At 46.0% G+C, this 14,921-nt stretch carries 8 protein-coding genes; 6 read left to right on the top strand and 2 right to left on the bottom strand.

The genetic code is table 11. From position 1 onward, the window contains the following. The first annotated feature begins 17 nt into the window (after positions 1-17). From MHI38_RS25875 to MHI38_RS25900, 6 genes are all read left to right on the top strand, one after another. On the top strand, positions 18-6,998 hold the full coding sequence (locus tag MHI38_RS25875) for an amino acid adenylation domain-containing protein (RefSeq protein WP_341181847.1): 6,981 nt from the start codon (positions 18-20) through the stop codon (positions 6,996-6,998). Between the two features lie 88 nt (positions 6,999-7,086). After that, on the top strand, positions 7,087-8,346 hold the full coding sequence (locus MHI38_RS25880) for a macrolide family glycosyltransferase (RefSeq protein WP_341181848.1): 1,260 nt from the start codon (positions 7,087-7,089) through the stop codon (positions 8,344-8,346). Positions 8,347-8,391: 45 nt separating this feature from the next. Next, a complete protein-coding gene (locus MHI38_RS25885; RefSeq protein ID WP_341181849.1) occupies positions 8,392-9,624 on the top strand; it encodes a macrolide family glycosyltransferase in 1,233 nt (410 codons plus the stop codon). 466 nt (positions 9,625-10,090) lie between these two features. Beyond that, positions 10,091-10,900: an alpha/beta hydrolase gene (locus tag MHI38_RS25890; protein WP_090920360.1), complete on the top strand. Its 810-nt coding sequence runs from the start codon at positions 10,091-10,093 to the stop codon at positions 10,898-10,900. Positions 10,901-10,948: 48 nt separating this feature from the next. Continuing rightward, positions 10,949-11,467, top strand: a complete 519-nt coding sequence (locus MHI38_RS25895; protein ID WP_341181850.1) for a MarR family winged helix-turn-helix transcriptional regulator — start codon at positions 10,949-10,951, stop codon at positions 11,465-11,467. Between the two features lie 174 nt (positions 11,468-11,641). Next, a complete protein-coding gene (locus MHI38_RS25900; protein ID WP_154886676.1) occupies positions 11,642-12,997 on the top strand; it encodes an FAD-binding protein in 1,356 nt (451 codons plus the stop codon). A gap of 66 nt (positions 12,998-13,063) precedes the next feature. Here the strand turns inward: MHI38_RS25900 and MHI38_RS25905 are convergent, their stop codons facing one another. Beyond that, positions 13,064-14,464 carry a prolyl oligopeptidase family serine peptidase gene (locus MHI38_RS25905; RefSeq protein ID WP_186809559.1) on the bottom strand — a complete coding sequence of 467 codons (1,401 nt, stop codon included), beginning with the start codon at positions 14,462-14,464 and terminating at the stop codon, positions 13,064-13,066. 159 nt (positions 14,465-14,623) lie between these two features. Beyond that, positions 14,624-14,920 carry a putative quinol monooxygenase gene (locus MHI38_RS25910; protein WP_090920375.1) on the bottom strand — a complete coding sequence of 99 codons (297 nt, stop codon included), beginning with the start codon at positions 14,918-14,920 and terminating at the stop codon, positions 14,624-14,626. Between the last annotated feature and the right edge of the window lies 1 nt (position 14,921).

The raw sequence follows: 14,921 nt of genomic DNA on the forward strand, positions 1-14,921 counted from the left end.
CAGGGGGATGAAGTGACATGGATCGAACGTCGCAAAAAGAGGCTGTTTCCGCACAGGAACTAAGATTGCAAAAGAAGCACTGGGTAAAAAAAATGCTGGCACTCAAAACGGAGGAAACGTTGTTCACGTCATCCTTTACACCTCAGCATGAGAAGTCCGCTGTTCAATCCTACCCGTTTAAGTTGGCACAGAATGTAAGCGAACGGTTGCGCACCATGAGCGGGGAATCCAAAGAAGCTCTGTTTTTGATTTTACTGACAGCTTTAAAGACTCTTCTTCACAAGCATACCAGCAGTGATTCGCTTACCGTTGCTTACCCGGTGAACAGAATACAAGACACAAGCGAATGTTCGCCGGAGCCAAACTGGATTCCACTCATCGACCATTCCCCGAAAGGCTGTACTTTCCGGGAATGGCTAAATGAACTTAAATCGACATATATCGAGACAGTCAAACACAGTGATTATTCGATGGACCGCCTTGTAGACGATATGAAGGTTGTCCATGACCGGGATTACGCTTTTCTTCAACATATTCGTTTTTCCATTCAGGGGATGTACAACGTAACAGATGTAGAGAGTGAGACGCTGGGCATGCGGCTTCATATGTATTGGAGTCAGGACAAGCTGTGCGGTGTGTTAGCCGGCAATACCCGCTTCTTTAACACCGCTGATTTGGAGCGTTTTGCGAAACAGTATGGGGTTATCATTGAACAATTAATAGAGAACCCGGATCGTCCGGTGGAGGCCAGTGGGGTGCTTGCTGGACTAGAACGCGACCGATTGTTGAATGAATATGCAACAGGGCCGCGCCGGACCTATGGTTCCAGTGTAATGGGTTTGTTTGCGGAGCAAGTCCAGCAGACACCAGAGGCTACAGCCATCGTGACATCGGATGCTTCGATACGTTATGCAGAGCTGGAGGAAAAAGTAAACCGCTGGGCTACTGCATTGATTAAAGACGGAACAAAGCAAGGGGATATCGTAGGACTTTACCTTGACCGAAGCCTGGAGACGGCCATTGCAATCTTAGCCGTGTGGAGGGCGGGGGCATGTATTTTGCCAATAGATGTGCAGACGCCCGCAGAGCGAGTTCGATTCATACTGAAAGATGCCGGGGTAAATCGTCTGCTCACACAGGCCCGTTATGTTAGTCTTTCTTTGTTCCAAGACGTGGAACGATTACTTTCGTGTGAAGACCTGGATGCAGCAAGTAATGATGGTGAGATCCTTGTTCCCATCACGGCTGAACTACCCGCTTATATTATATATACTTCGGGAACAACCGGGAATCCAAAAGGAGTAGTCGTATCTCATGGAGGACTGGTCAATTCAATCGCATGGAGAAAAGAAGAGTACGCATTGGGAGTAGAGGACAACACGATCCAGCTCTTTTCCTATTCCTTTGATGGCTTCATGACGGGATTCTTGACCCCGCTTGTGTCGGGAGCAAGTCTCTTTATGGCTACCGAAATTCAGGTTAAAGATCCACTACGTCTGAAGCAATTGCTTATCGTATATCAGATCACTCATTTTATATGTGTGCCTTCGTTGTACCGCCTGCTTTTGCAACAGATTAAACCGGAAGACAAACTGTGTGTGCACCTTATTACGCTTGCAGGGGAGAGTGTCTCTCCTGCACTGGTTCAGGAAAGCAGAGAACGGCTTCCGGATGTGAAGATATACAACGAGTATGGTCCTACTGAATCCAGTATCGTCGCTCTCTGTAAAAGAGATGTGGAACAGGGAGAGAAGGTGACGATTGGTCGTCCGATATCGAACATGCGTGCATATATTCTCGATCATTGGAACGAGCCTGTTTCGCCGGGAATCGTTGGGGAACTTTGTTTGTCGGGTCCGGGTCTGGCTCGCGGTTATCTTAACCAGCCTGAGCTTACTGATCAAGCTTTTGTACCCAATCCGTTTATTGCGGGTGAGCGACTATATCGGACTGGAGATCTGGCCAAATGGACGGAAGAGGGGGAGATCTGTTGTCTCGGGCGCAAGGATGCTCAGGTGAAGTTAAGAGGATATCGGATTGAGCTTCCCGAGATTGAACAGTGTCTTCAGAGCTACCCAGGTGTTCAAGCGGCAGCGGTTATATGTGAGGAAGAAGAAGGCATTCCCGTCCGATTGATTGCTTATCTTCAAACCGACGACATCAAGGCTGTTGAATTACGTGATTACATGGCAAGAGAGTTGCCTTTCTATATGCTTCCGGCGCGCTATTATCGACTTCATCAGCTTCCGCTGTCCGAAAACGGAAAGTTGGACAAGAAGGTGATCTCTTCCATGGATTGTATCAACCTGGATGTTGAATTCCGAGAGCCGGAAAATGAAACGGAACAGAAGTTATGTGAGATATTTGCTGATGTTCTTGGATTGAAGAGGGTATCCGCAGATGAGAATTTTTTTACTGCAGGAGGACATTCCCTTAAAGCGACGATGCTGATGTCCAGAATTCAGAAAGAATTCCGTGTGGAGATCAGTGTAGATCATATTTTCGAAAAGCAGACCGTCAAGGCGTTAGCGGAAGTGATTACTTTAAAAGAAATCAGTGCTTGTCCGGCAATTTCGCCTGCAAATCCGGGGGTGCATTATCCTTTATCTTTTACGCAAGAGCAGATGTACACGCTGTTCTGTAATGATCCGCATTCAACCGCTTATAACATGCCAGAGGCTCTTGTTATCGAAGGGGATTTCGACGATCAGCGACTTCGGTATGCGCTTGAGGAACTGACGAAGAGACACGAAATTCTTCGAACGACTTTTTATGCAATCAATGGTGATCCTGTTCAGGAAGTACACGATGAGAACGTCGTCTCACTTGAGTATTCTGAGCAGGCTTCAACTAATCTTGAAGAAACGATAAGACAATTTATCCGTCCATTTGATCTGGCAAGACTGCCGTTATTTCGAGCAGGAATAACGAAGATGGGGCCGAGAAAACATCTGCTTCTGATTGATCTTCATCATATCGTAGCTGACGGAGCCTCCATTGGCATATTCATCTCAGAACTGGCGAGCATCTACAATGGAGATTCATTACCTGAGATCAAACTTCACTACAAGGATTTCTCGGTATGGCAACATAAACAGAAAGAGGATCGTGCATTTCAGGCTCAGGGGCAGTATTGGACAGATCAGTTCAAAAACGGAGTTCCCGTTTTGAGTCTGCCATATGATCACCCTAGACCGAAGCTTAAAGGTTTGGAGGGTAGCAGAATTAACTTTACCGTTGATGCAACTCGCACGTCGTCTCTGAAGAGGCTCGCTGCCGCAAATGGCGTTACGTTATTCATGTTGCTCCTGACAATGTACCAGACCATGCTCTCCAAGCTGTCCGGACAGAAGGAACTGGTCGTTGGTTCGCCAGTCTCCGGCAGAACACAGGCCGATCTGGAACACACGATGGGCATGTTTGTAAATGTGGTTCCCATCCGTGCCGAGGTGTCACCGCAATTACGTTTCACTGAGCTCCTGACTCAGGTAAAACATACGGCGCTGGGTGCGTTTGAGCATCAGGCGATACAATATCAGGATTTGGCACGGAACTTGGGATACACGCCAGATCCCAGCCGTAATCCGATGTTCGACACGATGTTTGTCCTTCAAAATATGGCTGAGAATCGTTTTGATTTTAGAGGACTGCATTTCTCACATGTTGGCTTCGAGCAAACTGTGTCCAAATTTGATCTTACTTTAGCCGGGTTTGAGGGCGGGGATGGTGTGTTGTATTTCGACTTGGAGTACTGCACCCGTCTTTTCCAAAGGGACAGCGTACTGCGTTATGTGGACTATATTATGCATATTATGCAGACCGTTATAGAACATCCGCAGATACTGGTATCGCAGATGACGCTGCTACCCCAAGAGCTTTTGCATGAACAATGGAAGGGACTTAACAGTAAGAATCGATATGATGCACCTGACCTGACTTTACTGGAGCAGTTTGCCCTGCATGCCAAACGATCTCCCCATAAGGAAGCTTTGTTGTTTGGGGATTCACATATGACGTACGAACAGCTGGACACACAGTCAGAACTATGGGCTAACTGGCTACGTTCAAGGGGCCTGGGCCTGGAAGATGTCGTAGCGGTCAGAATGGAGCGTTCCTTCGAACTTGTCATTGCGTTTCTGGCGGTACTCAAGGCAGGAGCGGTATATCTGCCAATCGATCCGGAATTTCCGGCGGATCGCACATCATACATGCTTCAGGACAGCGGAGCAGTGCTAATGATTACGGATCAGGCAGATACACAGCATACCGCAAATCATATGCCTGTTTATCTGCCTCAGGATATGCAATTTACCGATGTGAACACAAACAACGCATTGCACAGACCACAAAGAAACAATCTGGCTTATATTATCTATACTTCAGGGACTACAGGCAGACCTAAAGGTGTGGCGCTAGAACATGCAGGACTAGCTAATCTTTCGACACTCTTTATCTCTACGCTCGGAATACATTCCGAAGATCGCATTCTTCAATTTGCTTCTTGCTCTTTTGATGCATCAATATGGGAGTTTGCCATGGCATTTACTACCGGAGGAACACTGTGTTTAGTATCAGCAGAGACCATTGCTGATCCGGTTCACTTCGAACGGTACGTGGAAAAGGCGAATGTTACAGTTATGACGCTTCCGCCTCCTTACATGGCACGTTTGCAACCTGAGCATTTACCTGGTCTTCGCCTCATGATCACAGCTGGTTCAGAGCCGTCATCGGCCATGCTGTCGACATGGAGCCAGCATATGCGCTGTGTGAATGCTTATGGACCAACCGAAGCATCTGTATGTGCAGCGATATGGGAATATCAACAAGAGGCCGATATGTTATCTGTGCCTATTGGATACTCCATCCCTCATAGCAGACTGTGCGTTGTAGATGCAGAACTGAACCCACTGCCTGTCGGGGTGTCTGGAGAACTATGCATCGCAGGTACTGGACTTGCGCGGAGTTATTTGAATCTGCCGGAAATAACTGCGAGACATTTCGTCTCCTCAGACATGCCAGGGTTTGAACGGATGTATCGCACGGGAGATCTAGTCAAACTGTTACCAGATGGCAGGATGATATACCAAGGCAGAATGGACAATCAGCTTAAGATCAGAGGATACCGTGTTGAACCAAGTGAGATTGAGGCACGACTGCTACAAATAACGGGTGTTCGTGAAGCCGTTGTATTGCCTAGACTGTGGGAAAATGAAAATTCACTAGTAGCCTATTACACGGGTGACCATGCACCAGCATCGCGCGAACTGAAGATCGAGCTTACGACTGTTCTTCCTCATTATATGCTTCCATCATTCTTGGTGAAGCTGGACGGGCTCCCTGTGACGTCAAATGGCAAGGTAGATCATGGTGCACTTCAACGTTTGGAACTGTTGCAAGAGGCAGGGGAGCTATCCCGTATGCCTGAGAATGAACTGGAGGCAACGATCGTTCGTGTGTTTGAACAAGTCTTGAATGTTCATGGAATCGGAACCGATGACTTGTTCCACGAACTGGGTGGCGATTCTATCTCGGCAATGAAAGCCAGCTTTTTGTTGAAAGAGCAGGGGGTTGCTCTGGATGTGAGAGACTTGTTAGTTCATCAATCTCCTGTTGCTCTAGGGAAACGGTTACTTCAAACTACATCTGAAGATGATCAGCAGCTTCAATCGGAAGGTTTACCAGAACGAATATCCGGTGGAGCGAAGACATTCGGTTCACAACAGAAGCAATTGCAACAGGTTTTGGGTGATTCGGAACGGAAGCAACTGATGGTTGCCCGTGCAACCATTGCAGATCAACAAGAGGTATACAGAAGACAATTGACCGCAGAGGTGGAATTGGCCATATTGCCTCTTACCGCTTCCCAGTCCACACATCTCGGACGCGCAGAAAACGTTGGTGTTGTTATGCATTTCCCTGCCGACAAGACATATGAGGATATCCATCAAGCCATTCATGGATTGGTGCAGGAGCAGGAAATGATGAGGTGTTTGTACAATGGCACTATGGCCAAAAGTTGGAGCTTGCGGGAGCATCCTGCCGGATTTAAAGTACCACACGTCAAACTTGAGTCAACCTGCTCCGAAGCAGTAATGGAACAATTGGTTTCGGAATTGTACTATGACAGATTTGAAGAGGATGGACCAGACCGTTTGTTGTACCGAATGGTAGTCATTGAGAACAGCAGAACCGGAGCGAAAGTTTTGGTGTACTCTTCTCATCATGCTTTATCCGACGGGTTAAGTTGCAGTTTAATTGCTGAGGTATTAACAGGGGCGGCATCCACGTTGCACGGGGGAAAACATCCTACCCGATATCGTGATTACCTTCGACGGATCGAGGAGGGGCCGATCGGAATCAGCTTTATGGAACTGGAGCGTCGCTTCGAACTGGGAACGTATCGTCAGCTTCTTCTAGGCATAAGTAACAAGCTCGCGGAGTTCCCGGCCCAGAAGAGCACATCGATCACGTTGGAATGGGAACTTGCAGAAGGAAACCCGGAGGAAGGCTGGCTGAAGGTGCTCGGTTTGCTAGCGGTTTTTGGGCGGGAATATCTTGAACTACCGCAATTGCCTGTACAATTGGTCAGCAGTGGAAGACGATATGGGGAGCATACCTATTATCATCTTGTCGGTAATTTTACGGACTATATCCCATTGGTGCTGAATACCCATTCCCCAGCGGAGCAACTCTTGCAGCAAATTCAAGCATTGAATCAAACGACTTCCGCTCACCAGATCCGTTTCACTGATATGGAGGATCAAGGCACAGGCAAGGGGATTCTGCTCAATTATTTTGGAGCTATACAAGCGGAACCAGAAGATAACGTCATACCTGATGGGGGACCTTCTTTTGCAGAAGCGGCTGATCATTATGGGATTTATTTCTACGTCAGACATGTCGGTTGCAACATGCAAGTGCATATCGCTCTTCCATTCGAGACGAGTGCCGAAGAACTGGAGAAGAAACTGACAGCAGGAATGATTACGGTGCAGTAGCTCAAATCACTAAAACTTTCTTGAAATCTCCGGGCATGTTGCGATGTTCGGAGATTTCAGACTTGATGTACGAAAGGGCGGTGCAGCAATGGGCACAACCGTTGTGTTCAGTTTTCCGTATTTTGGTCATGTTAATCCTACAGTGGGGTTGGTTCAAGAACTGGCCAACCGAGGGGAACAGGTCTATTACTATACAACAGATGCGTATATGAAATATGTACAAATGGAAGGCGTGATATGTCGAAGTTATGGAGATGTGCTTCCACTGTTGGACGAAGAGATCCCTATTCTTACGACAGACCCATTGAAAGTTTTAGACCAGCTTGTTCCACATAAACTGAATAAACATCAGAAGATGGTCCGTTTACTCCTTGAACAGGTGATGGAGGATGATCCAGACTACATTATCCGGGACTGCGAATCTTATTGGGGGAAAATGATCGGCACTATGCTTGATATTCCGGTGATTTGTTATATCACTACCATTGCTTTGAATGAAACGATGATGGATATTCATCATGACTATTTTGTTGCCAATGTATTCGGAAATACGACAGGACGTATGGCGTGGCTTCCCGAGTCCGGCAGTTTCAGCGAATATTTGAATGAATATACAAGGCAACTCTCTCTTCCATATTCTGTAGAATATAGGGCGATCGATGCCTTTTCCGGGGCGGACGACCTTAATCTTGTTTTTACTTCACGGGTTTTCCAGCCATTTATAGAGTCGTTTGGTTCGGATTATCTGTTTCTGGGTCCGATGATTCGTGAGGAGGAACAAGAGGGCGGAGACCTGCCGCATGTTGAACAGGATCTGCCTGTAATCTACATATCGATGGGAACCGTATATAACGACTGTCTTCTTTTTTATCGAAAATGTATCGAAGCATTCCAGGAACATCGGTGGAACGTAATCATGTCTGTCGGACAGCGAATCTCTCTTGAAGAATTGGGGGAGTTTCCCGAGCATTTTACTGTTCGATCCCATGTTCCTCAGCGAAGACTGCTCCAATATGTGGATGTGTTCATTACACATGGAGGTCATAACAGTACCAATGAAGCACTCTACCACGGAGTGCCTATGCTGGTGTTCCCGCAAGCAGCGGATCAGTTTGCTGTGTCCAGCCGGATTGAGGCATTGGGGGCAGGAAGCATCGGCGATAGCCAACACTGCACACCTTCAGATATTTCGTTTATGACGGAACGTATCCTCCATGATAAGGCTTATGCTGAGTCCTGCAAGAGGGTCGGGGAAGAGATCCGTACGGAAGGCGGAGTGAAGCTGGGCGTTGACGGTATTTTTGCGTATCTTGACGAAGGAGTTCTGATAGGTAATACAAATGAGTAAGACGTGTGAATCGTATGACGAAGGGAGTCCGCTATGGCAACGGTAATGATATTTAGCCTTCCATTTTTCAGCCATGTTAAACCAACACTACCCCTTGTTGCAGAGTTGCTGGCACGTGGAGAGACCGTGATTTATTATTCGGATGAACAATATAGAGGGTTGCTTGCCGATTATGATGTGGATTTTCGAAGCTATGGGAATATGAGAGAGTTGTTTGTGGACGACAATGATCCGGGCCTATTTTTGAGTAACCCGCAGACGATGCTGGAGCATCTAGTTCCTGGAGTGATCCAGAAAAGCAGGGCCGTTCTTCATGCGATTTTGGCAGAAGTTATGGCTGAGCAACCGGACTACATTGTCAGGGACAGTGACGCTCATTGGGGCAAACTGATTGCAGAACTGCTTGAGGTGCCAGTGGCCTGTTATGTCCTAACGTTTGCGATCAATCAGGCGCTTTTGGAGAAAGACCATCATTTTCTCATACACAAGGTATTCAGAATCCAAGAAGGCTACGCATTTGCAGACACGACGGCCAGCGAACTAAACCGTTTGGCGGGAGAACTGGCTGAAAGGCATCATATTCAAGATTTTGGCCTGGTAGATGCGTTTAGTGGGAATGAAGAATTAAATCTAGTATATACGTCAAAAGTATTCCAGCCACATTCGGATGTGTTTGATGACCGTTTTGTGTTTATAGGTCCACAGTTCCCTAATGTTAGCTCTGAAATGCTTCAATCCATGAGGATAAGAACGAAACAGGAGCATGAGCTTCCCCTGATTTACATTTCGTTTGGCTCCATCTATACAGATCGCCCGGATTTCTACCTGAAATGTATTGAAGCTTTCAGATACAGCGAAGCTCAAATCATTATGTCAGTAGGGAAAAGGATTGATATTTCATCCTTGGGAGACATTCCCGAAAATATGACGGTATCTGCATTTGTTCCTCAGTTGGAGATTTTAAGCAAGGCAGATATTTTTATCTCTCATGCCGGTTATAACAGTGTGTCCGAAGCCCTTGCATTTGGCGTGCCAATGATTCTGTTCCCTCAAGGGGCTGATCAATTTGCAATTGCATCGAGATTGGAAGAATTGGGAGTCGGTGTGTATGGCCGTGATATGAACATGCCTGCTTCAGATCTAAAGGACATGACGTTTGAAACGATGAGAAGTGAGAAGATGAGAGCTGAAGCGGTGAGATTGGGGAGCAGTTTTTTTGAAACGGGAGGTATGGTGGAGGGCGTGAGTAGAATTTTGGAATTCGTCGAACAAACATAAGATGCAGGCTTATCATCCAACAAACGTTGTTAAGCTAGAATTAATCTAGAGTTAGTTCATTTAAACCCAATGCCAATGCTACAAGATCGGAATCATTGCTTATGATTTTGCTCATGTTAAATGCGAGTCTTGGATTTACACTGGATATAGAGTAGTAATAGAACCAGAATAAATACAGAGCAATACAGAGAGAGAAGACAGGTACTGTTAAACAGTGCCTGTCCTTTTTTTATTGTTGTTACGTTCATCAGAAATAATAAGCGGAAAAGAAGAAGAACGAGGCTTTTTTGACCGTTTAGGAGCACAAAGTATGACATGCCTTAAGAAGATGCACTTCCGTAAAAACTTAATTGTAAACGCTTTAAAAATTCATGGACAAACGCTTCATAAGGGTGATATATTGTTTCTGTAAGAAACAATATTATTTATAACGAATATAAAAATGAATAAAAGGATGGGATACACGATGAACAGCATCGAAACAACACTTAAATCCTTTGACGGAACACAGCTTTATTTCAGCAAAAATTTAGTTGAAAATGCGAAGGCCGCCATAGTCATTGTACACGGATTGGCAGAGCATGCCAGCCGCTATGATTATTTGACAGAGAAATTGAACGGCCGTGGATTCAACGTATACCGTTTTGACCATCGGGGTCATGCAAGATCGGAAGGACAACGAACATTTTATAGTGATTTTCATCATCTGATTGATGATGTCAACGCTGTAGTGGAGGTTGCACTGGAGGAGAGCGGCGATACGCCACTGTATATTATTGGACATAGTATGGGCGGTTTTGCTTCTTCATCATTTGGAACGAAATATCCGGGAAAAGTGAAAGGTATCGTATTATCAGGAGCGCTTACTCGATTTAATACGAAAGTGGCTGGAGAACTGCCGATGGCTCTGCCAGCAGGCACGTATTTCCCGAATGAACTCGGCAGCGGAGTATGCAGTGTTCCTGAGGTTGTATCCGCTTACGCTAATGACCCGCTGGTAGAAAAGCAGATTTCTGTAGATTTGTTTAACAGTCTGGGGTATGGAGTAGAATGGCTGAAAGAACATGCGAAGCAATTTGTTGATCCGGTGCTTGTGTTACATGGAGCGAATGATGGACTTGTTAGCGAAAAGGATTCCCGTGACTTCTACGGAGATATCGCTTCGGCAGATAAAACACTGAAAATCTATGCACATCTCATGCATGAAATATTTAATGAGACAGCACGGGATGAAGTGATTGAAGAAGCGATCTCATGGATTGAAAAACGAATCTGATTTCAGTAGAGTAATAGAGAGAGAATTCGAAGACGAAAGGGATTACGCATGAAATTAGATTGGATGGGTGACCATCGGGAGCTTGTCGAGAAGATCATCAAATACGGCAATGCCTACTCGAACACCTATAAGCTGCAACGAAGCTACGGAACAGATATGACATTCTCTGCAGCCCAGATTCAGACGCTTGAATACATTCTGGAAGCAGAGGATCAGGAAGAGAAGATGTCCGAGATGGCTGCTCGTTTGGGCGTTAGCCGCAGTACTTTTTCTAAAAATGTGAAGAATTTGACTGAAAAAGGACTACTTGAAAAATATCATCTGAGTGGTAACCGCAAAGATATTTACGTCAAACCGTCTGCCAAAGGTCGAGAGGTATACACGAAGTACACCGCATTTGTTCGTGAGCTTTGTTTTGATGACATATTTAAGCTCGCAGATCAGATTACGGAAGCCGACAAAAAAAGCTTTATTCGTATCATGGATCTGTTCGCTGATGTGCTTGTCTGGTATGGTGAAAAAGAACAAGAGCCGTGGAAACTCATCAAAATCGAACCGGATAGTTGATGAAAATTACGAAATGAAAATTAATTCCCTTACAGCGGTCTATACGCTTTAAGGGAATTTTTTTGCGTATAGGACATTCTACAGCCCATTCCCTCCGCGAATGTCGTTCATACAGTATAAAATGCCTAATGCAGAAATGCTGTATAACGATGCTAAACGCAGGGAGTGGGATATGTGAAAACCAACAGTAAAACAAAACTAACCGGACGTGTCATTTTTAAAGGGGATCCAGGGTATGAGGCAGCACGTAAAAACTGGGACCCGCATACCGACAGGTATCCTAAAGTCTTCGTTTTTGCTCAAAAAACGAAAGATGTCTCCAATGCCATCAAATGGGCTCGTGAGAACAACGTACCGATTCGTCCGCGAAGTGGAAGACATGCGCTTGAGGTTAATCTGTCACAGGTGAACGGCGGGATTGTCATTGATGTCAGTGATCTGAACACCATCAAGCTGAACAAAACAACAGGAACAGCCGTTGTGGGAGCGGGAAACCGAGTTGGCAGAATTGCACATACACTCGCACGTCAGGGATTCATTGCTCCATTCGGGGATAGCCCAACCGTTGGTATAGGTGGTATTACGCTTGGGGGAGGGATCGGGCCTCTTCAACGAACGATCGGTCTGATCAGTGATAATCTGCTGGAATTCGAGATGGTGGATGCAAACGGGAAAATCATTCGTGCGAACAAAAAATGTAACGCTGATCTGTTCTGGGCATCGCAAGGTGGTGGCGGAGGAAACTTTGGAGTCTATACCCGTTACAAATTCAAAGTACGCCGGGCACCAGCCAGAGCGACAGTATATCGGATCACCTGGCCTTGGGCTCAGTTCGAGAAGGTACTCAAAGTGTGGCAAAAGTGGGCGCCTTCCGTCGATACCCGGCTCGGGAGTGAGCTGTCTATCGGCCCCAAAAAAGGCGGCAATGTCAGTATGGAAGGTTTGTTTCTTGGTTCTAAATCCGAGGCACTGCGTTTGTTAAAGCCGATGACCAGCACGGGCACACCATCCCAGACGATCATACGTTCAGTGCCTTATACAGAGGCGGTTACTTTTCTTCTACCTCCAGATCCTGTGCTTACTCAGAGATACAGCAATCAATTTTCTTCCGGATTTGGACGAAAGCCGTTCCCGGATCGGGCAATCAAATCGATGCGAGCGTTTCTGGAAAATGTGGAAGGCGAATTCGCCGGTTTCTTTTTCCTCAACTGGGGCGGAGCTGTCAGTCGTAAATCACCTACATCTACAGCATTCTACTGGCGTAAAGCCAAGTTCTATGTGGAATGGAACAGCTCCTGGACGAAACCGTCCCAGGCAGCCAAAAATATTGCCATTGTGCGTAACACACGCCAAAAATTACAGCCTTACATCGTCGGTTCCTACATTAATGTACCGGATCAAGGCATCAAACGCTCAGGTCCGGTGTACTACGGGGCGAACTACGCGAGATTACGCAGAGTCAAAGCCAAATACGATCCCCAAAATGTGTTCAACAACCCGCAAAGCATTCCTCCGGCACGTGGCCTGTAGTTATATCAAAGGAATAGAAAAGGAGCCGCTTGGTGCGGCTCCAGCGATGTAGACATGCCTGGCCTGTTACTTTTTCTGGTTAGCCAGCCACTCCATAAGCGTTACGCTTTTACCTTTGATTTTCACAGGTTTACCATCGAAGTCTTTGGAAATGTCATTGTTTAAAACAGGAATCCAGGACCAGTGTCCATTATACTCGTATGGGGTGTTATCGCCATTTCCTTTGGTGTATACTCCACTTAAATCCAGCACCTTATCAAAATAGGAGTAATGAGCATTTTTGGCTCCCGCAGCAATCAGGCGTTTGTAGGTAGCTGTTGACGTTTTGGACGTATCCACCGTCTGATCCGCTCCTGCCGCCGTGAACCAGATCGGAATATTTTTAAGTTTGGCGATATCCTGTTTGCTCAACAAACGATCCTCGTACGCTTCTGCGGAAGGATAAGCAGCTGCAAAGTAATCCGGGTTCGCAAGCAACATGTTCAAAGTCATAAATCCGCCATTGGAGCAACCGCCAATGTAGATTCGGTCTGTATCAATATCCGTAGCATGCTGCTTCACATATTGTTTGATCAACGCAGTTAACGATTTCGTATACATACTCTTTCCGTCTTTGGTATATTGCCCGGTTCCGTCATTCATCCAGAAGGTTGGAGTCTGGGGCACCAACACAGCAGCATCTCCAAAATACTTTTGGATCGATTCATCGGCTAAAGAGGTCACCTTATTACCCAGCAGGGCAATTCGCGGATCCGTACCTCCTTCACCGGCACCATGAAGCCAGATGATCAGTGGTTTTTTCTTGTTGGTTTCCGGCATATAGGAAGCGTACGTTAGATTAATCTGACCGAACTTGGAGTCCTTGTAACTGAATTTGCCGGATGTATCAAACACGTCGACACCTTGTTCGATCATGGTATGCGGGGTGTCTGGTCTTGTGGTCAAATGCTCAACGGCATTGCCCATGGTATCTTGAAGGGATTTTTGCTGAACAATCGTATATTGAAGCTCAACATACTTATTGGTAAACGATTGCAGATCAAACATAAACGGACTTGCGGTCATTAGATCGGGATGGACTTTCATCTCAATCGTAATATATTGTCCTGCGGAGAGGGAGGTTTTATTGCCGTCTTTGTCCGAAAGATAAGCTCTCTCGATCGTTCTGCTACTGCTGTCTGAGCCATCATACTTTTGCTGCGTTTGAAAATTAATCATTGGATAATTACGTTCCGCAAGAACCTTGAAGGTGTCTTTGGTCAGTGTATTTCCTTGAATGGCTACACCTGTATCCAGAATAATCTTGTAAACACCCGGACCCCAGTCATAACCTTTGGTTACGAGGGAGTAGGAGAAAGGAGTGCGTGACTCGGTAGAATTGTTTGCGCTTACATTTGTGGATGCGAGGAGAGTGGAAGTTAAAGCCAGAGCCAGGAAACCTGAAAGCAGTCCTTTTTTCATCTTCATCAGCATATACCTCCGAATATATTATGTATGTCACCTTTATCATTGTACCATTTCAGGAGGAACATGGGAAATATTGCAACATTTCCTGCTGTTTAACATGCAAAAGAACCGCTTGAAAATCACCTCTAGGTGAGATCCAAACGGTTCCTTTTAGTTGTATTATTGTTTAACAGCTTCGCCGGCAAACACTTCAACGTTCATTGGTGCAGCCATGAATGCCGCAGCTTGTTGAACAAAGGCCAGGAAGTGAGCACTAGAGTTGTGAGCAGCGGTTGCTGGCTCATCTTTCCACAGCTCGATCATCGTGTAGCTTTGCTCACGTTCTGTGCTTTTCACCAGATCATAGCTGATGTTGCCTTCTTCTTGACGTGTCGCAGCGATCAGTTCTTTGGCAGCAGCCAAGAAAGCTTGCTCTTGAGCGGCTTGTACTTGCAAATGTGCATGAATGATAATCATA

The sequence above is a fragment of the Paenibacillus sp. FSL K6-1558 genome, from assembly GCF_038002565.1.
Taxonomy (GTDB): Bacteria; Bacillota; Bacilli; order Paenibacillales; family Paenibacillaceae; genus Paenibacillus; species Paenibacillus polysaccharolyticus.

Excerpts from the sequence above, each read along its gene's own strand:
- MHI38_RS25905 (WP_186809559.1), bottom strand. The coding sequence starts at position 14,464 with ATGAAGATGAAAAAAGGACTGCTTTCAGGTTTCCTGGCTCTGGCTTTA.
- MHI38_RS25890 (WP_090920360.1), top strand. The coding sequence starts at position 10,091 with ATGAACAGCATCGAAACAACACTTAAATCCTTTGACGGAACACAGCTT.
- MHI38_RS25875 (WP_341181847.1), top strand. The coding sequence starts at position 18 with ATGGATCGAACGTCGCAAAAAGAGGCTGTTTCCGCACAGGAACTAAGA.
- MHI38_RS25895 (WP_341181850.1), top strand. The coding sequence starts at position 10,949 with ATGAAATTAGATTGGATGGGTGACCATCGGGAGCTTGTCGAGAAGATC.
- MHI38_RS25910 (WP_090920375.1), bottom strand. The coding sequence starts at position 14,920 with ATGATTATCATTCATGCACATTTGCAAGTACAAGCCGCTCAAGAGCAA.
- MHI38_RS25885 (WP_341181849.1), top strand. The coding sequence starts at position 8,392 with ATGATATTTAGCCTTCCATTTTTCAGCCATGTTAAACCAACACTACCC.
- MHI38_RS25880 (WP_341181848.1), top strand. The coding sequence starts at position 7,087 with ATGGGCACAACCGTTGTGTTCAGTTTTCCGTATTTTGGTCATGTTAAT.